Here is a 26,429-nt window from a genome sequence, read left to right as displayed (position 1 = left end):
CAGAAGGGGATGGGGTGCTACAGGTTCGCCCTGATGGCCTCGGCCACCGTGTTCACGTGGGGTGCCGCGACGACGCCGTAGTGATCCGTGGGCAGGCGGCCGAGGACGGCGGACGGGGGCAGGCAGCCGCTCCACTGCCGGTCCGGCTCCTGCGGGGCGGCGGGGACGGGCATGCCCGGCGTGGGGTGTTCCGCCAGCCACAGATGGGTGGGGACGGCGACCAGGGGCCGTACGCGGTGTTCCCCGAGACTGCGCAGGTTCGCGCGGCAGCAGCGGGCCAGCCGCTCGGCGTACACCTGTGCGGGCCCGGTCGGTGACGAGGAGGAGGCGCCGAGTTCGGCGGCGAACACCTTCTCCAGGTGCGCCTCGTCGTAGGCGGCGACCAGCTCCCCCGCCCGGGGCGGCGGCGGGTCCAGCAGGTGCAGCGTCGCCGGCGGCCGGCCGGCCGACTCGGCGAGGCCCGCCATCTCCATCGCCACCCGGGCGCCGTAGGACCAGCCGGCCAGGTGGAGCCGGTGGTCCGGGCCGCCGAAGCGCTCCCGCAGCGACGCGTCGTAATGCCGGGCCCGTTCGGTCAGCGACCAGGCGGGCGCCCCGCTGTCGCGCAGAGCCGGGTCCGCGATGAGGCACACCGTCGGCGCGGGGCCGAGCGCCGCCACCAGGGGGCGGTATGCCTGGATGTCCCCGCCCACGGGGTGCACCAGGCACAGGACGGCGGGGCCGGTGCCCTCCTGCCAGACGTCGAGGACGACGGGGGAGGCCGCCTCGGTGGCGGGCTCGGCGCAGGTGAGGGCCGCTTCGAGGTGTTTGAGGACCTCGGTGAGGCTGACGCGGTGGCTCAGGGAGGCGAGGTCGATCTCGACCCCGTGGTCGTCCTCGATCTGCGCGAGGAGGCTGATCAGGGTCAGTGAGTCGGCGCCCAGGTCGTAGAGGGAGCTTTCGGGGTCCAGTTCGGCCACGCCGAGCAGTTCCCGGGTCACCCGGGCCAGCGCGTCCGCCCGCTCCTCGGCGCCGCCGGCGGCCAAGGTGTCCCGCGCCGGCGCGGGAACCTCGGACCGGTCCGGGCTGCCGTCGGGGCCGTAGAAGACCCGGGAGGCGTCGATGCCGGTGGTGGACACGAGGAGGTGGGGCAGTCGCAGGGCCAGCGCCCGCGCGAAGACCGCCTTGCCCTCCTCGACGCTCATGCCGACCGCGAGGTGGGCCTGATGGCGGCGGTCGCCGCCCAGGGCCCGGGTCGCCATGCCGGTCTCGCTCCAGACGTCCCAGCCGACGCCGATCCGGACGGTCGTCTCCGTCTCGTCGGCCCGGTGGTGGGCGAAGCCGTCCAGGAGGCTCGCGCCGGCCGCGTAGTCGCTCTGGCCGACACCGCCGAGCAGGGCGGACATCGAGGAGCAGTAGACCGCGATCTCCGGGCGGAAGGCCCCGATCAGGTGCTCGACGACGAGTGCGCCCCGCTCGCGGGCCGCCGAGGCGTCGCGCGCGGCGGCGGCGTCACGCCGGACGAGCAGCCCGCCGTGTGCGAGGCCGGCCGCGTGGACGATGCCGTCCAGCCGTGCCGTGTGGGCGCCGACGGCCGCCGCGACCTCGTGCACGGGCATGGTCGCGAGATCCGCCGGGACGAGGCCGACGCGGTGGGCCCAGCCGCTCAGCTCCCCGGGCAGCCGCGGGTTCCTCGACAGCAGCAGGACCCGGCCGCCGGTGTGTTCGAGCAGCCAGGCGGCGACCGCGCGGCCGATGCCGCCCGTGCCGCCGAGCACCAGATGGACGGTGTCTTCTCCGGCCGGTAGGAGGGGGGACCGTGTGTCCTCCGGCGCCGGTACGGGTGTGGTGCCCGGCCGCCACCAGTAGCCCTGCCGCAGCGCGAGCTGGCGCGGCGGGGGAGGCCCGCCGTCGTACGTCGCGGCGACGACCGGGGCCACCTGCCCGGCCCAGCGGGTGAGGTCGCCGTCGGGGAGGTCGAGCCAGTGGCCGTGCAGGGCGGACTCCTGCGGGGCGACCTCGACCGGCCCGGCGAGGAGTGCCAGTTCGGGCCGTTCCGCCGCTCCGGTCACGGGCTGGGCGCCGTAGGAGAGCCACCACACGCGGGGGGAGCCGGCCCGCCCGGTCAGCGCCTGGGCCAGGGCCGCCGTGCTGTCCAGGCAGGCGTGACGGGCGTGGGCCAGGGTGTCGGGGCCGACCGGCCCGGTCACGCCGAGGGGCAGGGCGTGCACCCACTCCGTGTCCCCGAGGGCCTCTTCGGGCAGTGCGTCGAGGAGCCGGCGAAGGGACGCCGGGTCGGTGGGGTCCACGTCGTAGGCGTCCGGGCCCCTGCGGGCGAACACGGCGGCCGGGTGCACCCGTATCACCCGTGGCGCGACCGCCTCGAAGGGCGCGAACGCTGCCTGCGGGGTGTTCTCGGGGGCCACGACGACCACGGCGGACGCGCGGCCGGCCTGCCCTGCGGGGTCCGCGACGGCGGCGCGGCGCAGGCGGACCCAGTGCGGCTGGTGCAGCCAGTGCTCCGGCGGCAGCCGCCGGGGGGTGGCCGGTTCTTGGGGCCGCCGCTCGAAGTCGTACTCCGCGAGGGAGAAGGACGGGGGCGGGAAGTCCCAGGGCGCCGGGGCGACGCCCGCCGCCCACGCGACGGGGTGTCCGGCGGTCCACTCCTCGGCGAGTTCGCGGGCCGTGCGGCCGGCGGCGCGGACCACGGCGGCGTCCGGGTCGGCGACACCGGGCGGAACCTCTCCCGCTGCCACCGCGCGCAGCACGCGCACGGCCTCGGCGGCGTCCGCCACCGGGGCCGCGACCCGCAGGCGGCGGGCGGGACGCCCGGCCTGGAGATGACGCAGCACCGACGCGTGGCGCTCCGGGTACCGCCCGAGGTAGTCGGCGATCCGGGCGGCGTCGGCGGCGAGGGCGTCCGCACTGGACGCCGACAGGACCAGGCACCCGGGCACCTCGGGGGCCGTCCCCGGCGCGGGCGCGGTGTCCTGCTCCACGATGACGTGGGCGTTGGTGCCGCCGATCCCGAAGCTGCTGACCGCGGCCACCCGTGCGCGTCCCCGGGGCCAGGGCGTGGCTTTCGCCGGGACGTGGAAGGGCGTGGGGTCGGGGCCGATCTCGGGGTTGAAGGCACGGAAGTTGAGGCTGGGCGGGATCGTCCCGTGGCGCACGGCGAGGACCGCGCGCACGAGGCCGACCACGCCGGCGGCGGCGCCCAGGTGGCCGAGCTGGCTCTTGACGGAGCTGAGGGCGCAGCGGCCCGACTCGCTCACGTCGAACGCCTGCCGCAGCGCCGCCACCTCGATGGGGTCGCCCAGCCGGGTGCCCGTGCCGTGGGCCTCCACGTAGCCGAGGTCGGCGCCGGTGCGTCCGGCGCGGGACAGGGCGCTGCGGATCACCTCCCGCTGTCCGGCCAGGGACGGCGCGGTGTAACTCATCTTCGCCGCGCCGTCGTTGTTGATCGCGGAGCCCGTGACGAGCGCGTGGACGGTGTCGCCGTCGCGCCGGGCCCGCCGCAGCGTCTTGAGGACGACGACACCGACGCCGCTCGCGCCCACCGTGCCGGTGGCGTCGTCGCTGAAGGGCCGGCAGTCGCCGTCGGCGGAGAAGATGTGCTGCGGCCGGTAGCGGTAGCCGCCGGTCAGCGTGGGGTCGACGAGGACGCCCGCCGCGAGCATCACGTCGGCCTCGCCCTGCCGGAGCAGCCCGGCGGCGAGGTGCACGGCGACCAGGGAGCTGGAGCAGGCCGTCTGGGCGCTGAGGACGGGACCGGTCAGACCGAGGTGGTAGGCCGCCTTGGTGGCCAGGAAGTCCTTCTCGTGGTGCAGGGCGAGCTGGAAGCCGTCCGGCAGCCGGGCGGGATCGGCCTCGCGCAGCAGGGACTGGAAGTAGGTGTTCTCCCCCGCGCCGGCCACCAGGCCCACCCGGGTGGCCGTGGTGTCCGCGACGCCGGCGTGCGCCAGGGCCTGCACGGCGGCCATCAGCAGGTGGCGCTGCTGGGGGTCCATCAGACGCGCCTCTTGGGGGCTGATGCCGAAGTGGCCCGGGTCGAAGTCGAGCATGCCGTCGAGGGTGCTGTGGACGCCGACGACTCCCTCCGGCGCGTCGACGCGTCGGATTCCGGTGCCGCCGGAGACGACCAGCTCCCAGAAGGCGGCCAGGTCAGGGGCGCCGGGCAGCCGTACCGCCATGCCGACGACCGCGATCGGCTCGCCGGGGTCGGGCCTGTCGTCGTCGTGTGCGGCGGGCGGGGTTGAAGGCTGCGTGCCGGTGAGGTGGCGGGCCAGGGAGCGGACGGTGACGTGCTCGAACAGGTCCGCGACGCTGAAACGCAGCCCGAGTGCCGTGGTGCAGCGCAGGTGGAAGCGCATCAGGGCGAGGCTGGAGGCACCCGCCTCGAAGAAGGTCTGGTCCGGTGCGATCGCCGAACCGGTGACCTCCTCGAAGGCGGCGCTGAGGCGTTCCTCCTCGGCCGTCAGGCCTGGGCGGCCGATCGCCGAACGGCGTATCTCCTCCCCGGGTGCCCGCATGACCGCCTGCCGGTCCAGCTTGCCGCTGGGGGTACGGGGGAGCCTCTCCAGCTTGCGGAAGCGGTCCACCCGTACGTAGGAGGGCAGCAGGGCGGACAGGTGCGCGTTCAGGTCGTCGGTGGATGGTGCCTCGCCACGGATCTCCAGGCCCGCCGTCAGCCGGTCGCCGTCGGCGGTGACGGCCGCGTTGACCACCGCCGGATGGCGCAGCAACGCAGCCTCGACGGAACCGAGTTCGAGGCGGTGCCCGCTCAGTTTGATCTGCTGGTCGTCGCGGCCCGCGTAGTGCAGCAGGCCCGCACGGTCGAAGAACGCCCGGTCACCGCTGCGGTAGAACAGCCCGGCGCCGGGGAGTTCGACGAACCGGGAGCCGGTCTGCGCGGGGTCACCGAGGTAGCAGCGGGTGGTCATGGTCCCGCCGATCAGCAGCTCGCCGGTGCACCCGGCCGGCACCGGGTCGCCCTGGGCATCCACCACCCGTAGATCGGCGCCGGCCACCGGGCGTCCGATGGCGGGCCGCTCGGGCCACAGCCCGGGATCACCCTCCAGGCACAGGGCGCTGACCACATGGGTCTCGGTCGGCCCGTAATGGTTGAACAGCCGCGCCCCGGGCAACCCGGCGAACCAGCGACGGATGCTGTCGGTGCACACCAACTGCTCGCCCGCGGTGACCACTTCACGCAGCCGGGAGGGGTACCTGTTCAGCCGGACCGCGTACTCGGCGAGCAGGTTCAGGGCCACGTAGGGCATGAAGATCCGCTCGGCGCCCGCAGCCTCCAGCCGGTCCAGGAGAGCGGGAGCGTCCTGACGCCACTCGGGACGCACGAGCTGGAGGCTGCCCCCGGTGCACAGGGTTCCGAAGATCTCCTGGAAGGAGACGTCGAACGCCAGCTTCGAGAACTGCTGGGTCGCGGCCGGGGCGGTCAGACCACCGGGACCGGACTGCCACCTGATCAGGTCGCACAGGGTCCGGTCGTTGATCTGCACGCCCTTGGGGACACCGGTGGAGCCCGAGGTGAACAGTGTGTAGAGGGGGCGGGCGCCCGCGTGCGCCGGAGTGCCGGCCGGGCGCGGGTCGGCCGGGCGCACGTCGACGAGGTGGCGCACCACACCGTCCGGGAGCAGCGCCCCCAGCGCCGGAGAACTCTCCCGCGTGGTCAGGACGCACAGCGGGTCGGTCTGTTCCAGGACCCGGCGCAGCACGGCGGCCGGGTAGGAGGGGTCGAGGGGGACGGCGGTGACGTTCAGCCGTGCCAGCGCCAGCAGCGCCACCACGTGGTCGACCGAGGGGTCCAGATACAGGGCCGCCCGGCAGGGGGTGTCGTCGGCCGGGATCGGGTAGCGGTCGGCCAGTTCGGCGGCGAGGGCTGCGGCACGGGCGTCGAGGGCCGCGTAGCTCAGGGCGGCGCCGTCGGCCGTGACGACGGCGGGGGCGTCAGGGGTGCGGGCGACCTGCCGGGCGAAGCCCTCGGCGACCGTGGTGAAGCCGGGCTGCGGGGCGGGGCCGCGCCCGTGCTCCGGAAGGGACTGCCGGTAGGGCGCGACGAGCTCACGCGCGGTGCGGCTGCCACCGGCCGCGAGCGCGTCCACGCCCCGCCGCAGCAGCTCCGCCATCGCTTCGACGTCCTCACCGCTGAACCGGTCCTCGGCGTACTCCCACAGCACGTCCAGGCCGTCCGCGTGCTCGACCACGGAGACCGTCATCGGGCACTTGGCCTCCGTCGCCGCCCACCACAGCGGGCGTGCGGCGCAGCCGGGCAGCCGCAGCGCCCCGAAGTCGGTGTTCTCCAGGACGAACAGGAAGTCGAACGGCGTGCCGTCACCGACGGCCTCCCAGCCGGTCAGGACGTCCGTGAGCGCCACGTCCTGGCACCCCAGCACCCGCCCTGTGGCGGCGCTGGTGCGGGCGAGGTGCGAGCGCAGATCCTCACCGGGCGCCACGGTCAGCGGCAGCAGCACGGTGTTCGCCATCATGCCGACGCTGTTCTCGAACTCGCTCACCGCACGGCCCGCGACCGGGGCGGCGACACGCGGGCGGACCAGGCCGGTCACGCCGTACAGGCACCAGGAGAACACGCCCAGCAGGAGCTGGAACCGGGTCAGCCCGAACTCGGCGCACAACCGGTCCACTCGGTCACGCCGAGCGGCGTCGAGCGACGTGTGCAGCAGCCGCGCCCAAGGTGCCGCATCCGTGTCCCGGGCGGGCAGCGGCTCCTGAGGCTCCGTCAGAACCCGGTAGAACGAGAGGAGTTCAGAGCGCTGTGCCTGATAGGCCGCGCTCGCGAACCGGTCGCTCTGCCAGACGGCGAAGTCCAGCGGGGTCGGAGCGGGCGCCTCCTGGAGGCCGCTCCCGGCGTAGGCGGCCGACAGGTCGCGCAGCAGGACGCTCAACGACCAGCCGTCCACGGCGATGTGATGCAGGTGCAGCAGGAGCGTGCCGCCGCCCGCACGCGGCAGCCAGCAGGCCCGGAGCATGCGGGGGACGGCGAGGTCGAAGGGCTCTGCGAAGAAGGCGTCGGCGAAGGCATGCGCCTTCTTCTCGTCCCAGCCCCGCCGGGGGCCCGGATCGTGCCACGGGTCGTACGGCTCGCCGACGCTCTGCTCCAGGCCGCCCGGACCGAGGCCGAAACCCGTCCGCAGCGCCTCGTGGCGTGTCACCAGGGCGCGCAGGGCCCGCCGCAGGGCAGCGGTGTCGACGAGTCCGTCCACCCGGAAGACCTGGCCCACGGAGTAGGCCCGCGAGCCCGGGGCGCTGCGCTGGACCAGCCACAGCCGCTGCTGCTCACTGGTGGCGGGTGCCGTGCGGGCACCGGAGACGACGGGGGGCGGCACGGCGCCGTCCGCGCCGGGACGGTCCGTGGCGAGGGCACGGGCGACGGCGGCCAGATCGCCGTGCAGGACGGCCGCCTGGGTCAGCTCGCGGCCCCAGCGCTGTCGCGCGGCGAAGCAGAACCGGAGCGCCTTCAGAGAGTCGCCGCCGCTGGCGATCCAGCGGTCGGCGGGCCCGAGACCGGTGGTGCCGAGGATCTCCTCGGCCAGGGCGACGACCTGGCGCTCGGTCTCCGTCGTGGCCGGTGCGCCCGTGTCGGGGGCGGCGGGCCGCCAGGGCTGGCCGGCCTGTGCCAGCAGGGCGGCCTCGTCGACCTTGCCGTTGGCGTTCAGCGGCAGCCCGGCCACGCGATGGATGCGGTGAGGGCGCATGTAGGCGGGCAGACGGGCCGTCAGGTGACGGTCGAACTCCTCGTAGGACACGTCCTGTTGGAGGACGACGAACGCCAGCAGTTCGTTGGGCCCCTCCTCGCCCGCACGGCGCGCGCACACGTGGGCCCGCTCGACCGCCGGATGTGTGAGGACCCGCAGCTCCACCTCGCCGGGCTCGATCCTGAAGCCACGGACCTTGACCTGGCGGTCGATGCGTCCGGCGTACTCCACCAGGCCCTCGCGGCCGGCCCGCGCGAGGTCACCGGTGCGGTAGTACCGCTCCGCGCCGCCGTCGAGCCACGGCAGCCGCACGAAACGCCGCTCGGTCTCCTCGGGAAGGTTGCGGTACCCGACGGCCAACCCGGCGCCGCTCAACAGGAGTTCGCCGACCTCGCCGGGCCCGGCGACCCGCTCCTCGCCTGGCACGACCACGACCGCACCGGTCTGCGGCAAGGGGCGGCCGATCGGCACCACGTCCCCGTCGAAGTCCCGGGGGATCGGATGGCACAGGGCGAACGTGGTCGACTCCGTCGGCCCGTACCCGTTGAACAGCCGGGCCCCGCTGCCGGCGTTGTTCCGGTACCAGCGCCGGATCACCTGCGGGTTGAGCTGCTCACCGCCCACCAGCACCTGGCCGGCCTCGGCGAAGCAGTCCGGCACCGCCGTGACCATCGCGTTGAACAGCGACGCGGTCATGAAGAAGGTGTGCACGCGGCCCCGCCGCAGAGCCTCGGCCAGCCGCTCCGGGGTCTGCACGTCGGCGTCGCTCAGGACCACGCAGCAGCCGCCGGTCAGCAGGGGCACCCAGACGTCGAAACTCAGCGCGTCGAACGCCGGGTTGGCCAGGCAGCCGTAGCGCTGGCCGGGGTCGACGCGGATGTAGCCGGGTTGTGCGAGGCGCCGGATGCCCGCGTCGCGGACCTCGACTCCCTTGGGCCGGCCCGTCGTCCCGGAGGTGTAGAAGAGGAAGGACACCTCGCCGGGCGCGGCCGGGGTCTGCACGGCGGCAGCCGTGTCCGGAAGGCCGGGCAGCAGGGCGTGCACCGCGAACGTCCGCACGCCGCGCGGGAGTTCGGCGGCGCTCTCGGCCGTCTCGTGCGTTTCGTGCACCAGGGCGACGGCGGCGGAGTCCCGGAGGATGAAGTCCCGGCGTTCGGCGGGGCTCTGGGTGTCGAGGGGCACGACCCGCGCCCCGAGCCGCAGGATGCCCAGCATCACGCAGACCAGCCGCCACGACCTCGGCAGTGCCACCGCCACGGCCTGTCCCGCACCGACGCCCCGGCGCTCCAGCTCCTGGGCGACGAGGGCGGCTGCCGTGTTCAACGTGCCGTAGTCGAGGATGACTTCGCCGTCGACGACCGCCTCGGCGTGCGGGGTGCGCAGGGCTCGGCGGTGAATCTCACGGGCCGTGCCGGGCTCCTCGGCGACGTCGGCGGGGGATGTCTCGACGCGCGGTTTCATCGTGCCTCCGACGTGCCTGAAGGTGCGGTGGTCAGCCGGTGCAGTTCGGCGGTGAGGACGGCGGCGACGCGGGGCAGTCCGGCGCTCTCCAGCATGTCCCAGTGGCCGCAGGCGACCGGCTCGACCGCGAACTCACCGAGCGCCCGCTGCCGCCAGAACGCGCGCAGGCGGGCGGCGGCGTCCTCGGCGTCCGCGTCCTCCACGGCCGTCGCCTGCATCAGGACGACACGGGCGGGCGACGCGGGGACGGCGTAGTCGAGGGCCGTCTCGCGGTGGTGGTTGTAGACGTTCAGGTACCGGGCCACCTGGTCGTCGTCGATGCCCGGGTACATGCCGTTGAAGCGCACCAGCTTGTCCCGGAACTCCGCCATGCCGACCGGCGCGAGCGCGGCGCGCTGACCGTCGTCCTCGGGGGCGCCGTGGGTGTCGAGGAGGACCACGCTCACCTTCCCGTGGCCGGCCGCCGCCAGCCGGCGCCCCATCTCGTGGGCGACGAGACCGCCGTAGGAGAGCCCGCACAGCACCAGTGCCTCGTCGGCGCGGGGGCCGACGAGCCGCAGGTACTCCTCGGCCATCGCCCCGACACCGGGCAGGGTGGACTCGCCGGGGTTGATGCCGGGCGCCTGGAGTCCCACCACGCCGATGTCGTCGGCCAGTTCGGCGGACAGCGGCAGGTAGCAGAAGGCGGTGCCGCCGGCGGGATGCACGCAGACCACGCGCCGCCGGCCGCCGCCCGCGCGGAACTCGACCAGGCTGCTGGGCCGCGCTGCCCCGCCGTGGCCGCGCACCCGCTCGGCGAGCGCTTCGATCGTGGGGTGCAGCAGGACGTCCCGGACCGGCAGGGCGGCGCCGAGTTCCCGCTCGACGGCGGAGGCCATCTTGATCGCCGATATGGAAGTGCCGCCCAGCTCGAAGAAGTTGTCGCCGATGCCGATGTCCGGGTGCAGCAGCACCGCGCGCCAGATCCCGTACAGCGCCATCTCCACGTGGTCGCGGGGCGCCGCCGCGTTGACCCGCCCCGCGAGGGCCGTGGCCGTGGCGCGCAGCACCTCGGTCCGGTCGACCTTGCCGCTCCGATTCAGCGGCAGTCGCGGGAACTCGACGACCACGGCGGGGATCATGTAGTCCGGCAGACGGTCCGCCAGGGCCGCGCGCCACTCGTACGGCATCCGCGTGGCCTCGGTGCCGCACCCCACGCCGGCGACCAGGCGGGGGCCGCCCGGCGCGTCGCGGTCGGCCAGGACGACGGCTTCCCGCACTCCGGGCAGCGCCAGCAGCGCCGCCTCGACCTCGCCGGGTTCGATCCGGAAGCCACGCAGCTTGAGCTGGTCGTCGCGGCGGCCGGCGTACTCGGCGTTGCCGTCCGGCAGCCAGCGCGCCAGGTCGCCGGTGCGGTAGAGGCGTTCACCGGGGACGAACGGGTCGGGCACGAAGAGCTCGTCGGTGAGGTCGGGGCGGTTCAGGTAGCCGCGGGCCAGACTCGCCCCGCCGAGGTAGACCTCGCCGGGGACTCCGACGGGTACCGGGCGCATCCGGTCGTCGAGCAGGTAGAGGCGGGTGCCGCGCAGCGGCCGTCCGATGGGGCAGGGCCGCTCGAAGGGCTGCGGGTCGGTGTAGGCGGTGGAGTAGAGCGTGGCCTCGGTCGGGCCGTAGCCGAAGCAGACGCGCAGGCCGGGCAGCAGCTCACGCATCCGGTACAGGGTGCTTTCGGGCAGGGACTCCACTCCGGTGAGGAGCTGGCGCAGGCTCGATCCGGCCAGCCGCGCGGCCGGGTCCTCGCCGATCCACAGGACGTAGGACGGGGGCAGGAACGCCTGGGTGACCTTGCGTTCGCGCATCCAGTCCAGCAACTCCCGGGGGTCGCCGCGCAGTTCGTCGGGGACCAGGTGGAGCACGGCGCCGGTGGTGAGCGGGACGAGGAGTTCGTGCACCGACGCGTCGAAGCCGATGCTCGACCAGGCCGAGGACGCCTCGCCGGGGGCGTCCCCCATGAGGTCGCGCCAGTGGTCGAGGAGGTTGACGACGCTGCCGTGCGTCACCGCCACCCCCTTGGGGCGGCCGGTGGAGCCTGAGGTGTAGATGACGTAGGCGAGCCGGGCCGGGTCCGCGTCGAGGACCGGCGCCTCGTCGCGCGTCCCTTCCGCCTCTACCGCCGCCAGGGATTCCCACCCTTGCCGCTGGTCGGTCAGGACGAGGACGGGTGCGGCGTCGTCCACCATGGCGGCGAGCCGGTCCGGGGGCTGGGCGGGGTCGAGGGGCAGGTAGGCGGCCCCGGACTTGAGGATCCCGAGCACGCCGACGACGAGGTCGGCCGTGCGTCCGGTGTGCAGGCCCACGACACGGTCGGGGCCGGCGCCCCGGGCGATCAGCGCGTGGGCGAGGCGGTTCGCCCGGCGCTCCAGCGCCGCGTAGTCCAGTTCCGTGCCGCCGGCCACCACCGCGCACTGCCCCGGCCGTTCGCTGACCTGTGCGGCGAACCGCTCCAGCACGCCCGCCGGCGCCGGTCCGGTCACGGCGGGCCCGGTGCTGAAGGCGGCGAGGAGTGCCCGCTGTTCGTCCTCGTCGAGCAGGGTCAGGTCGGCGATCTCGGCGCCGGGCCGTTCGGTCATCAGCCGCAGCACGCGCAGGAACTGGCGCAGGTACCGTTCGACGGTCGTCCGGTCGTAGAGCGCCACGGCGTAGTCGATCTCACCGGTGAGCTGCCGGCCCTCGTCGGCCAGGGCCAGGACCAGGTCGAACTTCGCGGGTACGTGGGCGGCGTCCGCTCGGGGCTCGACCGTCAGCCCCGGCAGTTCGAGTTCCCGCCGCATGGAGGGGACCCAGGCGACCATGGTCTGGAACAGGACGGTGCAGGCGGGGCTCCGCGGCGGGTTGACCAGTTCGACGACTCGCTCGAAGGGGAGGTCGACGTGGCTCAGGGCGTCGCGGATCCGCTGGTTCACCTGTTTCAGGGCGTCGGTGACGCTGGGGGAGCCGGAGAGGTCCGTGCGCAGGGCGACGGTGTTGACGAAGAAGCCGATCAGACCCTCGACGTCCCCGCGTCGGCGGTTCGCGGTGGGGACTCCGACAACGATGTCGTCCTGCCCGGAGAGGAGGGACAGCAGCACGGACCAGCCGGTGAGGACGGTCGCGTACAGGGAGACATCGTTGTCCGCGGCCAGCGCGCGCAGGGCCCGCGTCAGGTCCTCGTCGACGGTCACGGGCAACCGGTCGCCGCGGAAGTCCTGTTCGGGCGGGCGGGGCCGGTCGGTGGGCAGGGGGAGCGCGGCCGGGGCACCGGCCAGTGCGGTGGTCCAGTAGTCGGCGTGCGAGCGGGGCTCGTCTCCCGCCATCCACTCCCGCTGCCAGCGCGTGTAGTCGCTGTACTGCCAGGTCAGTTCGGGCAGCGAGACCTTCTGCCCCCGCTGGAGCGCGGAGTACACCAGGCCCAGTTCCCTCAGCAGCAGGGAGCGGGACCAGCCGTCGAAGACGAGGTGATGTGCCGTCAGGACCAGGACGTGATGGTCCGGCCGGAGCGCTGTCAGGCAGCCGCGCGCCATGGGCTCCTCGCCGAGGCGGAACGGGGTGCCCTCCACCTCTGCCCGGAGGCGCGCGAGCCGTTCGGCCTGGTCCGGCGCTCCCGTCAGATCCTCGAAGGTCACCGGGAATCCCGTCTCCGGCGGATCGACGACCTGGAGAGCCGACCCCTCGGTGGGGACCAGTCGGGTGCGCAGGGCCTCGTGCCGGGCCGCGATCAGGTGCAGCGCCTCGACGAGCAGGTCCCGCTCCAGCGGTCCCCGGATGTCGAAGGGCATCGGCTCGTTGTAGGCGGCGCCGGCGTCTCCGTCCATGCGTGCCATGACCCACAGGCGCTCCTGCGCAAGTGACAAGGGCGCGAATTCTGTCTCTTCGCCGGGAGAACGGCCGGCTGCGATTCGGGAAAAGGACACGGATTACCCTTCACAGGAAGAAGACGCGACGGAAAGCAGTTCCCGAAATGTGCACGAAGTGTGTGCGGAGTGGAGATCGTGGAGGGCTTGTTTTTGTTCGGTCGCCCTGCGGGTTATTTGCGCTGATGCTAAATGCGCTCCGATTGGGCGGTCAACTGTTACCGGCACCACATTCAGATGAATGGGCTCCGTTCAGTACAGCCCGTCCAGCAGCCGGCGCGCGGCCACCTCCGCTCCGTCGGTGCGGAGCCGGCCCGCCAGGGACTTCGCGCGCGCCCGGGTCTTTGGCGACAGGGCGGTCTTGAGCGCGAGGCTCAGGGATTCGGCGGTCGTGGTCCGGGCGTCGAGGGCCGCGCCGAGCTCCAGCGCCGCCACCTGGCCCGCCCAGTACGGGTTGTCCGACAGCTGGAGAGGTATGACGACCTGCGGCACGCCCGCCCGGGCCGCTGTCAGGGTCGTCCCCGCGCCACCGTGGTGGATCACGGCGGCCACCCTGCGGAACAGGTTCTGGTGGTTGGCCTCACCGACGGCGAAGCAGTCGTCCCCGTCGTCGAGGAGATCGAGGTCCGCCCAGCCACGGGACACGAGCACCCGGTGCCCCTGCGCGCGGATCGCCTCGACGGCCGAGCCGCCGATGCCCTCGGCCGGGGACATGCTGCCGAAGCCCATGTAGACCGGCGGGTCGCCCGCGTCCAGGAACCTCTCCAGGTCCGCCGGGAGGGGGCGGTCGTCCGGCAGGGTCCACGCGCCTGTCTGTACGACGTCGAGACCGGGGGTCTCCCGCCACGGCCCGAGGACCGGGTCCGCCGCCAGCCATGGACGGGCGGTGATGATGTGGTCGCGCACGTTGTCCACCGCCGGCAGGCCGAGCGCCGCCCGGTGCCTGGCCAGCGCCTCGCCGAACTGCGCGTCGACGTTGCGGGCGTCGGACCCCCACAGGGCCGCGTTGCCCGCGGCCTCGGGCTTCGGCCAGCCCGGCCGGGGCGGGGGCGCGTGGTGCGGCGACGGCAGGTGGACCGCCGCGTAGCTCACGTAGATGTAGGGGATGCCCAGGGACTCGGCCACAGACCGTGCGGCGACCTGTCCCAGGCCTGCCGCCAGGATCACGTCGCTGCCGTCGAACGCGGCGGGGAAGGCGGCGAACTGCGTCTCGACCAGTTCGTCGCGGTAGCGGGCCAGGTCCGCCGCCGAGGGCAGTGTCTTCCCGCGCATCAGCTCCTTGACCGGCGGTCCGACCGGCGCCGACCGCACCCCGATGCCCGCGAGCCGCACCGCGAACTCCTCGTCCGGCGGGGCGCACATCCGCACCTCCGCGCCGAGCGCCCGCAGCCGCACCGCGAGTGCCACCAGCGGCTCGACGTCGCCACGTGTCCCGTAGGTGGACAACAGCACGCGCATTCAGCATCCTCTTTCGTCGCGTTTCCCATGTCGGCCGGGTCGCCGCCGCCATGTGACAGCTGACTTATCCCTTCGGAATTCACGGGAAACGGCCTTCCTGGTAAGAATGGCGCATGAGAAAGGAGCGGGAGGTTCGGTGCCGGGCGGAACGGGGCAGTCTGCGCTCGGCGAGGTGTGCAATTCCCCTCCTCCACACAACCGGAGCGCTACGCGATGCAGAGTTCGTTCACACCCGTACCTGATGTGTCCGTCATCCTGCCCTGCGCGGGAAACGGAAGCCGTTTCGGAGCGCCCTATCCGAAGGAGCTGCACTGTCTGGCTCCCGGAGTCACGGTGCTGGACCGCAGCCTGGAAGCCGTGGTCGAACTCGCCAAGAGCGGCCTCACCGTGCGCCTGGTCGTCGTGTTCGGGCCGCACAAGCTGGGCACCGTGAGTCACTTGGCCCGCTATGCCGACATCTTCCAGCTGGTCTTCGTCTACCAGGCGGACTCGTTCGGACCCGGTCTCGACGGAGCGATCCGGGCCGCCCTGCCGATGACACGGGGACCGGTGGCCCTCGTCCTGCCCGACATCGTTGTCACGGGGGCGGACACCCCGGGCAAGCTCCTCGACGCCTTCCGGCGGGTGGAGGTGGCGGGCTGGAGCGTGGTCGCAGCCGAGGAGCGGGACCACGAGACGCTGCGGCAGATGGGCGCGCTGGCCGTGGCCGAGGTGGGAGGCGTCCTGACCGTGAGGTCGGCCACCGACAAGCCGGTGGACCCCACGGGCTTCAACGCGTTCTGGGGCATGGTGGCCGTCACCGAGAGCGAGGCGCACAGACTCCCCGACGTCGTGCGCCTGGGGGCGGCCAACCCGCTGGCCGGCGCGGTCGCCCTCATGGTGGAGGGGATCGTCAACTACAACACTCCCGCGGGCTGACCTCATGCCGTCCGGCCGGCTCCGGACAGCCGTGCGGCATGAGACACGGCAACGGCAACGGCCCGGCCCAGCGGCTGCTCCCCCGCACGGAGAAGCCCGGGCGTCCGCTCCCCTGAGGAAGTGGACGCCCGGGCGTCGTCATGTCACCGTGCGGCGGTCAGGCCCGGGTCTCCGGGTCCAGGGCCGGTGGCCTGGTGCAGTCGATGACCCGGTCCAGCCAGGCCGGGCCCTTGAGGTAGATGTTGCTGATCCACGCCTTGTAGTCGGGCAGGTAGGACCAGACGTCGTTGGTGACGCCTTCGGCGGTGACCGACTGGGCGTGCTTCTGGCAGCCGATCCTGACCTGGGTGGGGCCGCTGAAGGTGTTCTTCACGTCCGAGGTGGTGTTGGGGTGGGAGTGGGTGTTCACCCCGGTGCCCCACGTGCTGAACATGCCGTCGGCGCCCGCGCTGGTGCCCCCGCCCGAACCGGTGTCGGGGTCCAGGGCCGGCGGCCTGGTGCAGTCCATCACGCCGTCCAGCCAGGCCGGGCCCTTGAGGTAGATGTTGCTGATCCAGGCGCCGTAGTCGGGCAGGTAGGACCACGCGTCGTTGGTGACGCCTTCGGCGGTGACCGACTGGGCGTGCTTCTGGCAGCCGATCTTCACCTGGGTGGGGCCGCTGAAGGTGTTCTTCACGTCCGAGGCCGTGTCGGGGTGCGCGTGGGTGTTCACGTCGGTGCCCCAGGTGCTGTTGGAGCCCGGCGAAGTACCGCCGCCGCAGTCCGGCACGCCGTCCAGCCAGGCCGCGCCCTTGACGAAGATGTTGCTCACCCAGCCGCCCACGTCGGGCAGGTGCGACCAGGCGTCGTTGGTGACGCCCTCCGCCGTCACCGACTCCGCGTGCTTCTGGCAGTCGATGTGGATCGCGGTGGGCGCGGAGAAGGTGGTGACGACGGTGCCGGAACGCGACGGCGTGGAGCGGATGTTGACGCTGGTGCCCCAGGTGGAGTGCTCCCCGGAGCCGGTGGAGCCGCCGCAGTCCGGCACCCCGTCCAGCCAGTAGCCGCCCTTGACGTAGATGTTGCTGAGCCAGCCTCCCAGGTCGGGCAGGTGCGACCACACGTCGTTGGTGATGCCCTCGGCGGTGACCGACTCGGCGTGCTTCTGGCAGTCGATGTTCACGGCCGTCGGCCCGGGGAAGGTGGTGACCACCGAGGCCGAACGGGCCGCGGCGGAGCGTACGTTGATCCCGGTGCCCCACGTCATGTGGTTGCCCGAGCCCATGCCGCCCATGAACCGCAGCCCGCCCGCGTAGTCGGTCATGTCATGGCTGTTGAGGTCCGAGACCATCACATGGGTGTCGGACTCGCGCGCCTCGACGATCTTCCCCGCGCCCAGGTAGATGGCCACGTGGTGCACCGACCGCTTGCCGAAGAACACCAGGTCACCGGGGCTGAGCGCCGAGGTGTCGGTGCCCAGCCGCTGCCCGGGCAGGCTGAAGATGCCGGCGGCCGTGGTGTTGCCCATGACGTCGTACCCGGTCGCCTGCGACCAGGCCCACCGCACCAGCCCGGAGCAGTCGAAGCCCTTGCGGTACGGGTCGTTCTTGCTGCGTACGGGGTCCGACTGGTCGACGAAGCCGTACGAGGCACCGGGCGAGCCGCCGTGGCCGCCGCCCCAGCTGTACCAGGTGCCCGCCGCGACCTGCGAACAGGCGGCGTCGATCGCCCGGTTCGCGGCCGGCGAGACCGCCGTGCCGTGCGCCGCGCACCCCCAGGTGTTCTGCCCGTCCGGCGCGCCGTACTGCCACGGCCAGTAGATGTGCCCCATCTCGCAGGGGATGTAGGCGTTCCGCGACAGGTCGACGGGGTAGCGGCACTGCGTGTCGAGGTGGTCGAGGAAGCCGTCGGGGTAGGCCCACTGGTGCCATTCGCCGTGGGTGATCCCGTACGACAGGTTCTTGGCGTACTGGTCCCAGATGATGTCGCCGACGGGGGAGGTGTAGGTGAGCCACTCGCTCAGGCTCCACGGCCCGTCGGCCCGGACGTGCAGCAGGAGTGCGCTGTCCGTGCGCTCGATCGAGAACACGATGGTGCGGCCCGCGCCCTCGGAGTGGCCCGGGAGCGACACCAGCCGGAACCCCGTGGTGTACACGTCGGTTGCCTGGACCGGGTTCGAGGTGCCGAGGTACGAGAGGTTGCACTTGGCGCCGGGCTTGAGCGGACCCGTGCAGTCGGTGTCGAAGGCGAAGTACTGGGCGAACCGCCACTCGGCCATCGCGGCGACCTGCCAGGCCGCGGGTTCGGCGGAGCCCTTGTCGACGGAGGCCAGGGTGTACGTCAGCTCGTGCGCGTCGTCCGCGCGGGCGGCGGTGGTGCCGGTGAACAGCAGGGTGCCGATCGTCAGGACGAGACCGGCGGCGACGGCCAGGGCGCGCTGCCACATAGAGTGCGGGCGTCCCGGCGCCCGTGCGACCTGTCGGGTCATCTTCACTTCCTTGGTCAAGAGGATGCACGCGTCCGGTGGCTGAAAGCCGACCCCCGGTCGGCCGGAAACGTGCGCACGGGATCATAACGTTGTCAGCCCACGGTCAAAGTGGACCGTGGGCGAACTTTCCCGGCGGATCCCCCCCGGTCCACCCGGTGCTCGCGCTAGTTGACCCGGTGCTCCCGCCCCTCCCAGTACGGCGCCCGCAGCCGGAACTTCTGGATCTTGCCCGTCGCCGTGCGCGGGATCGACGCGCGGAACTCGACGCTCGTCGGCGCCTTGAACCCCGCGAGGTGTTCCTTGCAGTACGCGATGAGCTCCGCCCCGCTCACCTCGGCGCCCTCCGCGAGGACCACCAGGGCCTTGACGGTCTCGCCCCACTTCGAGTCGTCCGGCACACCGATGACGGCGACCTCGGCGACCGCCGGGTGACCGAAGAGGGTGTCCTCGACCTCGATCGACGAGACGTTCTCGCCGCCGGTGATGATGACGTCCTTCTTGCGGTCGGAGATCGTCAGATGGCCGTCGGCCGGGTCGAGGGAGCCGCCGTCACCGGTGTGGAACCAGCCGCCGGCGAGCGCGTCGGCCGTCTCCTCGGGCTTCTCCCAGTAGCCGTCCAGCACGACGTTGGAACGGGCCAGCACCTCGCCCGCGCCGGAGACCCGGAGCCTGACACCGAGGGCGGGGACCCCGGCGCGCGAGAGCTTGCGGGCCCGTTCGCGTGCGGGCAGGGCCGTGTCCTCGGGGCGGGTGCGGTTGAACGTCAGCAGGGGCGAGGTCTCGGTCAGGCCGTAGATCTGCGTGAACTCCCAGCCCAGCTCCTCCTCCACCCGCTGGATCAGCCGGCTCGGCGGCGGCGCGCCCGCGCACACGAGCCGTACGCGGTCCCGGCCCGGGATCTCGCCCTCCCAGCCCGCCGCCGCGTTCAGCACGGCGCCCCACACCGCCGGCGCCCCGCACATCAGCGTCACGCCGTGCTCGTCCACGCGGCGCAGGATCTCCGCCCCGTCGACCTTGCGCAGCACGACCTGTTTCGCGCCGAGTCCGGCCATCACGAACGGCATCCCCCAGCCGTTGCAGTGGAACATCGGCAGGGTGTGCAGGTAGACGTCCCGTTCCCAGGCGCGCGTGTGCAGGCCGAACGTCAGGCCGTTGACCCAGATGTTGCGGTGCGTGAGCTGAACTCCCTTGGGGCGCGCGGTCGTTCCCGACGTGTAGTTGATCGTCGCGGTGGCGTCCTCGTCCGGCTCGGCCCACGGCCGCGGCTCCACCCCGAACCGCATCAGCGCCGTGTCCGTCTCCTCGCCGAGGACGAAGCGGTGCGGTACGGGGATGCCGGCGACGGCGTCCGCCAGCTCGGCGTCGAACAGCAGCACCGAGGCGCCGCTCTGCTCGACGACGTACGCGATCTCCTCGTGTTTCAGGCGGAAGTTGACGGGTACGCAGATCCGTCCGCTCATCGGCACGGCGAACAGCAGCTCCAGCAGCCGCGCGGAGTTGTGGCTCACCACCGCCACCCGCTCGCCCTCCCCCACGCCGAGCCGGTCGAACCCCGCCTGCCACGCGCGCACGCGCTCCGCGAGGCCGCCGTACGTGCTCTGGGCGACCGGCGCCGCCGGCTGGTCCGGCTCGTCGATCACCCCCGGACTCGCCGCGAAGCCCTGCTCCGCGCGGTCCAGGAAGTCCGCGATCGTCATCGGAACGCGCATCGCTGGTCCTCACTCCCCATCGGTGGCCGATGTCCATAACGCTCCCCGCTCGGGGCGGGGCCGACGCTTGTCCTGCGCAGGCTCAACAGGGGAGGGGGTGCGGAGGTGACGCGGGGGGAGGCGGACGGGTGGCCGCGACGGGGTGGACCGGGGCCGGATCCGGAGGGTTTTTGCCCAGGTGACTCGTGCCTTGTGGCCCCGGAGACGACCATGGTTACATGGGAATCATGCTGTCCACAGACCGGTTACTGGCGTTCTCGGCCATGTCCTTCCTGTTGATCGTGATACCCGGGCCGAGTGTGCTGTTCGTGGTCGGGCGGGCGCTGGCGCAAGGGCGCCGGGCCGCGCTGACCACGGTCGCGGGTAATACGATCGGCGCCTATCTGCTCGTCATCGCCGTCGCGCTCGGGGTCGGCTCCCTGGTCGAGCGCTCGGTTCTCGTCTTCACCACGCTGAAGCTCCTCGGGGCGGGGTACCTCGTGTACCTCGGCGTCAAGGCGTTCCGCCAGCGGGGCGCGCTACACGACTCCTTCACGGGCGACGGGCCCGTCTACGGCGGTATGCGGACGCTGTGGGAGGGATTCGCGGTCGGGGTGGCCAACCCCAAGACGATCGTGTTCTTCGCCGCCGTCCTGCCGCAGTTCGTCGACCGGGACCAGGGGCACGTGGCCCTCCAGATGCTGCTGCTCGGTCTCGTCTTCAACATCATCGCCGTGGCGTCCGACTCCGTGTGGGGCCTTGCCGCCGCCACCGCGCGACAGTGGTTCGCCCGCTCGCCGAAACGACTCTCCCTCGTCGGAGGACTCGGCGGCCTCTCCATGATCGCCCTCGGCGTCACCGTCGCCGCGACGGGCCGGAGCGACTAGCTCGCCGGTTCCCTGTTGTTCCCGCTCGCACGCCACCCCGTGTGGCGTGCCGGAGCGGGTTTTCGTGTGTCCGTACAGAGTTTCCTTTCCGGACCCTTTGCTTCCTCACAGGCTGCCCTCGTGACGCTCCTGTTCGGTGTGCCGAATAAGCGGGAACGATCGATCCGGCCAGCAAGATTATTTCCGGTGCCGCAGCCGCGACCTCAGAGACTATTGGTCGCTCCCTTGACAGGAGCAAATCGGTGCGGGACCGTGACGGAGGATCAAGTCGGGGCCTGCGGCAATCAGAATGCGGCAACAGTGGCGAGACGGTCCCGGCTGGACGCGTAGAGCCGACTTGAGGGTGACGGGGAATGTCATTAGAGAACCGTTCTGCCTACTCGCTCAATGAAATACAAAGCCCGTCGGGGACTCCCCGAATACGTACGAGAGTGAGTGTTCCGCTCGAAGTCGCCGGCGGAGAGTGCGCGGCGACCGAAGTCATCACCTTCGAGGGCCTCGACGACGGCCGCGAACACCTCGTCGTGGTGTTCGGCGACGCCCTGGAGCAGCCCGTTCCGATCGTCCGGCTGCACTCCGAGTGTCTGACCGGCGATGTGCTCGGATCGACCCGCTGCGACTGCGGCCCGCAGCTGCGGGAGGCGATGACGCTGATGCACAGACGCGGCGGCATCCTGCTCTACCTCCGCCAGGAGGGCCGCGATATCGGGCTCTACAACAAGCTCGACGCCTATGCGCTACAGGACACCGGAATGGACACGTTCGAAGCCAACCGGGCGCTGAATTTCCTGGACGACCAGCGGACCTATACCTCCGCGGCGCAGATGCTGGTGGCCCTGGGCCTCAAAGAGGTGGAGATCCTCTCGAACAATCCGGAAAAGATCCGTCAGCTGCGCGAGAACGGTGTTCTGGTCCAAGGTCAGCGACTCACGGGTGTCCATGTCACCGATTCGAATCGCGAGTACCTGAAAGCGAAAGTCGTACACGCCGGCCATTCCATCGACATCGACTGACGAGGAGTCTGGATCGTGATCGAGCACAGGAGTCCGATCAGCGGAATCGCCGCCTACGCGGACAAGTACATCGCCAGCGCCGGCTACGACAACCAGGTCATCCTCTGGGACCAGAGCACGGAACGCCCGGTGAACCGCGTCCTGCACGACCACCTCGCGAACCAGTGCGCCTTCAGCCCCGACGGAACCCTGCTGGTGACGTCGTCCAGCGACTACACCGCCCGCCTGTGGTCCGTCCCCGAGCTGCGCCTGCTCGCGGTCCTGAACGACCAGGCCGACGACGTCGAGATGTCGGCGTTCCACCCGTCCCGGGAACTGATCGCCACCGCCTCCCGCGACCACCGCCTGCGCGTCTACGACTTCGGCGGGAACCTCGTCCACTCCTGCGCCGGCCACACCGCCGACGTCATCTCCGTCGACTGGTCGGCGGACGGGTCGGAGCTGGTCACCTCCAGCGACGACGGCACCGTGAAGCGCTGGTCCTCCGCCACCGGGGAGCTGCTGGAGGACATCGACCTCGGCGGCGTCGAGACCGACACGATCGTCATCGACCGCGACGGCACCATCTACGCGGGTAACGACGAGGGCCAGATCGTCGTCATCCGCGGCGAGCGGCGCTCGACGGTCCAGGGCCACGACGCCGGGATCAAGCGCCTCGTCCTCGGCGCGGACCGCGACCTGCTGGTGAGCCTCAGCTACGACCGCAGACTGCTGCTGTGGCAGACCTCCGGCGGCGAGCTGCGCCAGATCGGCGAGTCCGGCATCCCCGACGACGTCTGGCCCCGGTCCTGCGCCTTCGCGGCCGGCACCACCCTGGTCTTCGGCACCTTCGGCGCCTCCTACCGCTCCTTCGACTACGCCACCGGCGCGTGGAGCACCGGCGAGGTCGCCCCCACCCCGGGCGTCAACGCGGTCGTCGCCCACGCGGGCAGCGTCTACACCGTCGGCGACGCCGGCATCGTCGTGCGCGACGGCGTCGAACAGGCCCGCATGGGCAGCCTCTGCAACTTCCTGACCCCGGTGAGCCGGGAGCTGACGGTGACGGGCGGCCAGCTCGGCAAGGTGATGGACGCCGCCACCGGCCGGGTCCTGCGCCAGCACCGCTCGCCCCTCAACTGCGGGGCCCGCTTCGAGGTGGACGGCGTCGCCCATGTGCTGATCGGCGCGTACACGGGAGAGGGCCTGGTGTTCCGGCTCGACCCCGACGGCGAACCGCGCCACGTGACCGACGTCGCGCTGCACGAGAACGCCGTCAAGGGCGTCGCCGCCTCGGGCGACCTGCTCTTCTCCGTGTGCGCCGACACCGGCGTGGCCTGGCACGACGCCCGGACGCTGAAGCTCGTGCACCGCATCGAGAGCGCGCACGACCGGATCGCCAACGGCTGCGTGGGCCTCAGCGAGGGACACTTCGCCAGCGTCGGACGCGACCTCAAACTGCGGCTGTGGGCGCCGGACTTCAGCTCCGAGGTGGTGCCCACGGCGCACCCCAACTCCATCAAGTGCATCGCCGCCGACCCCACCGGACGGCTGATCGCGACGGGCTCGTACCACGGCCACGTCCTGGTCTACGACCGGGAACGCAAGGCGTGGGTCGTCGAGGACAGGCCGACGACGTCCGGGATCTCCTCGCTCGCCTACGACGAGGACCGCGGGGTGTTCCTGGCCGGCTCCTACGACAGCGCGGTCTACGAGATACCGGGGGAGTCCGCGTGACCGCTCGGCCCGGGAAGCCCTTGCCGACCGTGAAGGACCCCAACCGGCTCGACGACCGGGGAGCGATGGGACTGCCCGGATCGCTCGTGGAGCGGCTCCCGCACGACGTGTTCGCGGGCCACCCGGACCTGTTCGGGATGAAGCCCCGCGACCTCGCCGGCATCTGCTCCGACGAGCACCAGAAGTTCGCCCGCCGGTACGCCGCGGGGTCGCTGCTGGCGCTGACCGGCGACCCCCGGATCCGGCCCGGCGACCCGGAGACCGTCCCCGTCCCGGCGGCGCGGTGCGCGATCGGCATCCCGCCCGAACGCGTCGGCGAGGTGGTGCGCCAGTGGGCCGACGTCGGCGTCCTGGACTCCTGGATCCGCAAGGAGGCCCCCCGCCACCACGTCGACATCGCGGCGTTCCGGATCATGCGGTACCCGGTCACGAACCTGGAGTACCGGCTGTTCCTCGACGACACCGGCCTCGACGCCCTGCCCACCTCCTGGGAACTCGGCAGCTACCCCGTCCACCGCGCGAACCACCCGGTCTGGACGGTGCGCCCGGAACACGCCGACGCCTACGCGGCCTGGCTCGCCGACCGCACCGGCCGCGCGTTCCGGCTGCCGACCGAGGCCGAGTGGGAGTACGCGGCCGGCGGGGGCGACCCCGAGCGGGAGTTCCCCTGGGGGCCCGACTTCCGCACCGACCACGCCAACACCGTCGAGGAAGGACCGCTGACCACCACCCCGGTCGGCATCTACCCGGCGGGCCGCAGCGTGTTCGGCGCCGACGACATGGCCGGGAACGTGGAGGAGTTCGTCGCGGACGACTACGCGGCCTACCCGGGCGGCGACGAGGTCGCCGACGACCTCACGGCCGGTGGTAGTTACCGGGTCGCGCGGGGCGGCAGCTTCACCCGCTTCGGCGACCTGGCCCGCTGCGCGCGGCGCCACGGCTGGTTCGACCGCAGGATCTACGCGATCGGGTTCCGGCTGGCCGAGGAGATCACCGAGGGCGACGAGGTGACGCCGTGACGCTCGCGAGCGGCCACACCATGGCCGTCAACCTGGACGTGATCGGCGACCGGCAGGCCATGCGGCTGCCTCCGCAGTTCACGGGACGCTGCGACCCCGACCTCCTCGGCGAGCACGCGGCCCGGCTGCTGGGGGAGTACCCGGGCGCCCTCGCCCGGATCGCGGAGGACCCCGCGGCGCCCTTCGAGCGCCGGTACATGGCGGCCACCCTCTGCGGCCTCGTCGGTGACCCCCGGGTACGGCCCGACGACCCGGCCATGGCGGACATCCCGGCCGCCCGGGTACGCGTCGGCCTCGACGAGGCGCGTATCCCCGGGATCCTCGAACGCTGGCCGGACGCCGGGCTCAAGGAGGCGTACCTCCGCAAGGAGTGCCCGGCCCACGACGTGGAGACCGCCGCGTTCCGCATCATGCGCTACCCGGTCACCAACCTGGAGTACCGGCGCTTCCTGGAGGACACGGGAGCCCGCTGGCTGCCCACCTCCTGGCAGTTCGGCTGCTACCCCGACCAGCTCGGCAACCACCCCGTGTGGACGGTCCCGGCGCAGGCCGCCGACGCCTACGCGGAGTGGCTCGCCGACCGCACCGGCCGCGCGTTCCGGCTGCCGACCGAGGCCGAGTGGGAGTACGCGGCGACCGGCGGCGACAGCCGCGAGTACCCCTGGGGCGACACCTTCGACGAGCACGCCGCGAACACCTCCGAGGCGGGCCCCCTGGCCACCACCCCGGTCGGCGTCTACCCGGCGGGTGCCTCCCCCTTCGGCGTCCTCGACCTGGCCGGGAACGTGGAGGAGTACACGGCGGACGACTACGGCCCCTACCCGGGCGGTGAGCTGATCGCCGACGACCTCGTCCCCTACCCGGGCGGCATGCGGTCCGGCGACGCGAGGCTGCGCTCCCTCAGCACGTACCGGATCGTCCGGGGCGGCAGCTTCACCCGGGGCGGCGACCTGGCGCGCTCCCGGCGCCGGCACGGCCTGTACGACCGGTCCCACTACGCCGTCGGTTTCCGGCTCGCGGAATCTCCCCGGGGCGGATGAATGCACACCACGCCCCGGGTCGCGGTCATCTACTACAGCGGGAACGGCACCGTCCACGCACTCGCGCGGGCGGCAGCCGCAGGAGCGGAGGCGGACGGCGCACACGTACGCCTGCTCCGTGTGGAAGGGGAAGGGGAACACGGCGGGGGACCGGTGGCCGGTCACGAGGACCTGCGCTGGGCGGACGGCGTCGTGCTCGCCACCCCGACCTACTTCGGGAACATCGCCTCCCCGCTCAAGCGGTTCATCGAGTCGGCCTCGGGGCTGTGGAGCGAAGGCGTGCTCGCCGACCTGGTGGTCACCGGGCTCACCAGCTCCAACAGCCCGCACGGCGGACGCGAGACGACCCTGCTCGCCCTCTACCAGAGCATGTACCACTGGGGCGCGCTGATCCTGCCGGCCGGCACCACGGAAGCGGCGTTCACGGCGGCGGGCGGCAATCCCTACGGCGTCGCCGCCCCCGCCGACCCGGACGGCCTGGTCGGCGCCGCGCACCAGCGGGCGGCACGGACCCTCGGGGTCCGGCTCAGCCGCGCGTCCGCCCGCATGGCGCACCCCGAAAGCGCGCGCGAGACCGGGTGCGGCCGGGTCGCGGTCATCTGCGACCCGGCCGAACCCGGCACCCGCGCACTGGCGTCCGCGCTCGCGACGGGCGCCGGGAAGGCGGGCGCCGAGGTACGGCTGCTCGACGTCGGTGACGCCGCGCCGGCCGACGTGGAGTGGGCGGACGCGGTCGCCCTCGGCGCCCCCGCGTTCCTCGGCGGCGTCTCCCCGCCCCTCCTGCGGTTCCTCGCCGACTGCGAGCCCCTGCGCGCCTCGGGGCGGCTCGACGGCAAAGCGGCGACCGGGTTCGTCACGGCCCCGCATCCGCACAGCGGCAGCGAATCCGCGCTGCTCGCCCTCTACAACGCCATGCACCACTGGGGAGCGGTCATCGTGCCTCCCGGCTACACGGACCCGTCGATCACCATCGCGGGCGGAAACCCGTACGGGATCTCCCACACGACCGCCCACGGCCCCCTGCCGGGCCCCGAGACCGTGGCAGCGGCGACCTTCCAGGGCGGCCGGCTGGCCCGCATCACCACACGGCTGCGCGACCCCGTGGACCAGCGCGAACCCGTACGGCCACGGGCCGTCCGCTGACACCCCCAGGCCCGTCCGGTACCCCGCTCGCGGGAGAGGAA

12 protein-coding genes are annotated in these 26,429 nt (G+C 72.6%); 7 read left to right on the top strand and 5 right to left on the bottom strand.

Annotation, left to right across the window (positions count from 1 at the left end):
• Positions 1 to 17 precede the first annotated feature (17 nt).
• The 3 genes from ACQCO7_RS05330 to ACQCO7_RS05320 form a co-directional block, all read right to left on the bottom strand.
• Positions 18 to 9,173 carry an amino acid adenylation domain-containing protein gene (locus tag ACQCO7_RS05330; protein WP_464070719.1) on the bottom strand — a complete coding sequence of 3,052 codons (9,156 nt, stop codon included), beginning with the start codon at positions 9,171 to 9,173 and terminating at the stop codon, positions 18 to 20.
• Positions 9,170 to 13,102, bottom strand: coding sequence for a non-ribosomal peptide synthetase (locus tag ACQCO7_RS05325; RefSeq protein WP_464070718.1), 3,933 nt, complete (start codon positions 13,100 to 13,102; stop codon positions 9,170 to 9,172). The genes ACQCO7_RS05330 and ACQCO7_RS05325 overlap by 4 nt, the downstream gene beginning before the upstream one ends.
• A gap of 192 nt (positions 13,103 to 13,294) precedes the next feature.
• Entirely contained in the window at positions 13,295 to 14,500 is a 1,206-nt protein-coding gene (locus ACQCO7_RS05320; RefSeq protein WP_464070717.1) for a glycosyltransferase, read from the bottom strand.
• A gap of 333 nt (positions 14,501 to 14,833) precedes the next feature.
• Between ACQCO7_RS05320 and ACQCO7_RS05315 the strand changes: the two genes are divergently transcribed.
• Complete coding sequence (locus tag ACQCO7_RS05315) at positions 14,834 to 15,418, top strand: hypothetical protein (protein WP_464070716.1); 585 nt, start codon at positions 14,834 to 14,836, stop codon at positions 15,416 to 15,418.
• A gap of 157 nt (positions 15,419 to 15,575) precedes the next feature.
• Here the strand turns inward: ACQCO7_RS05315 and ACQCO7_RS05310 are convergent, their stop codons facing one another.
• Positions 15,576 to 17,885 (bottom strand): C40 family peptidase, encoded by a 2,310-nt coding sequence (locus tag ACQCO7_RS05310; protein WP_464070715.1) that lies wholly within the window; start codon positions 17,883 to 17,885, stop codon positions 15,576 to 15,578.
• A gap of 164 nt (positions 17,886 to 18,049) precedes the next feature.
• Complete coding sequence (locus ACQCO7_RS05305) at positions 18,050 to 19,594, bottom strand: AMP-binding protein (RefSeq protein ID WP_464070714.1); 1,545 nt, start codon at positions 19,592 to 19,594, stop codon at positions 18,050 to 18,052.
• Positions 19,595 to 19,821: 227 nt separating this feature from the next.
• Here ACQCO7_RS05305 and ACQCO7_RS05300 point away from each other — a divergent pair, with 227 nt between their 5' ends.
• From ACQCO7_RS05300 to ACQCO7_RS05275, 6 genes are all read left to right on the top strand, one after another.
• Positions 19,822 to 20,460, top strand: a complete 639-nt coding sequence (locus ACQCO7_RS05300; protein WP_464070713.1) for a LysE family translocator — start codon at positions 19,822 to 19,824, stop codon at positions 20,458 to 20,460.
• Positions 20,461 to 20,891: 431 nt separating this feature from the next.
• The gene (locus tag ACQCO7_RS05295) at positions 20,892 to 21,473 is read left to right on the top strand and encodes a GTP cyclohydrolase II (RefSeq protein WP_464070712.1); all 582 of its coding nucleotides are present in this window, start codon (positions 20,892 to 20,894) and stop codon (positions 21,471 to 21,473) included.
• A 15-nt stretch (positions 21,474 to 21,488) separates the two neighbouring features.
• Entirely contained in the window at positions 21,489 to 23,186 is a 1,698-nt protein-coding gene (locus ACQCO7_RS05290) for a WD40 repeat domain-containing protein (RefSeq protein WP_464070711.1), read from the top strand.
• 65 nt (positions 23,187 to 23,251) lie between these two features.
• Positions 23,252 to 24,205 carry a formylglycine-generating enzyme family protein gene (locus ACQCO7_RS05285; RefSeq protein WP_464077153.1) on the top strand — a complete coding sequence of 318 codons (954 nt, stop codon included), beginning with the start codon at positions 23,252 to 23,254 and terminating at the stop codon, positions 24,203 to 24,205.
• Positions 24,202 to 25,245: a formylglycine-generating enzyme family protein gene (locus tag ACQCO7_RS05280; protein WP_464070710.1), complete on the top strand. Its 1,044-nt coding sequence runs from the start codon at positions 24,202 to 24,204 to the stop codon at positions 25,243 to 25,245. The genes ACQCO7_RS05285 and ACQCO7_RS05280 overlap by 4 nt, the downstream gene beginning before the upstream one ends.
• A complete protein-coding gene (locus ACQCO7_RS05275; protein WP_464070709.1) occupies positions 25,246 to 26,388 on the top strand; it encodes a flavodoxin family protein in 1,143 nt (380 codons plus the stop codon). It abuts the gene before it with no gap.
• Positions 26,389 to 26,429 lie beyond the last annotated feature (41 nt).

Source organism: Streptomyces saintjeani (assembly GCF_055409605.1).
Note: the sequence above shows the minus strand (reverse complement) of the source record. Positions and strands in the feature narration are given on the sequence as shown.

Excerpts from the sequence above, each read along its gene's own strand:
- ACQCO7_RS05330 (WP_464070719.1), bottom strand. The coding sequence starts at position 9,173 with ATGAAACCGCGCGTCGAGACATCCCCCGCCGACGTCGCCGAGGAGCCC.
- ACQCO7_RS05320 (WP_464070717.1), bottom strand. The coding sequence starts at position 14,500 with ATGCGCGTGCTGTTGTCCACCTACGGGACACGTGGCGACGTCGAGCCG.
- ACQCO7_RS05310 (WP_464070715.1), bottom strand. The coding sequence starts at position 17,885 with ATGACCCGACAGGTCGCACGGGCGCCGGGACGCCCGCACTCTATGTGG.
- ACQCO7_RS05305 (WP_464070714.1), bottom strand. The coding sequence starts at position 19,594 with ATGCGCGTTCCGATGACGATCGCGGACTTCCTGGACCGCGCGGAGCAG.
- ACQCO7_RS05300 (WP_464070713.1), top strand. The coding sequence starts at position 19,822 with ATGCTGTCCACAGACCGGTTACTGGCGTTCTCGGCCATGTCCTTCCTG.
- ACQCO7_RS05285 (WP_464077153.1), top strand. The coding sequence starts at position 23,252 with ATGGGACTGCCCGGATCGCTCGTGGAGCGGCTCCCGCACGACGTGTTC.
- ACQCO7_RS05275 (WP_464070709.1), top strand. The coding sequence starts at position 25,246 with ATGCACACCACGCCCCGGGTCGCGGTCATCTACTACAGCGGGAACGGC.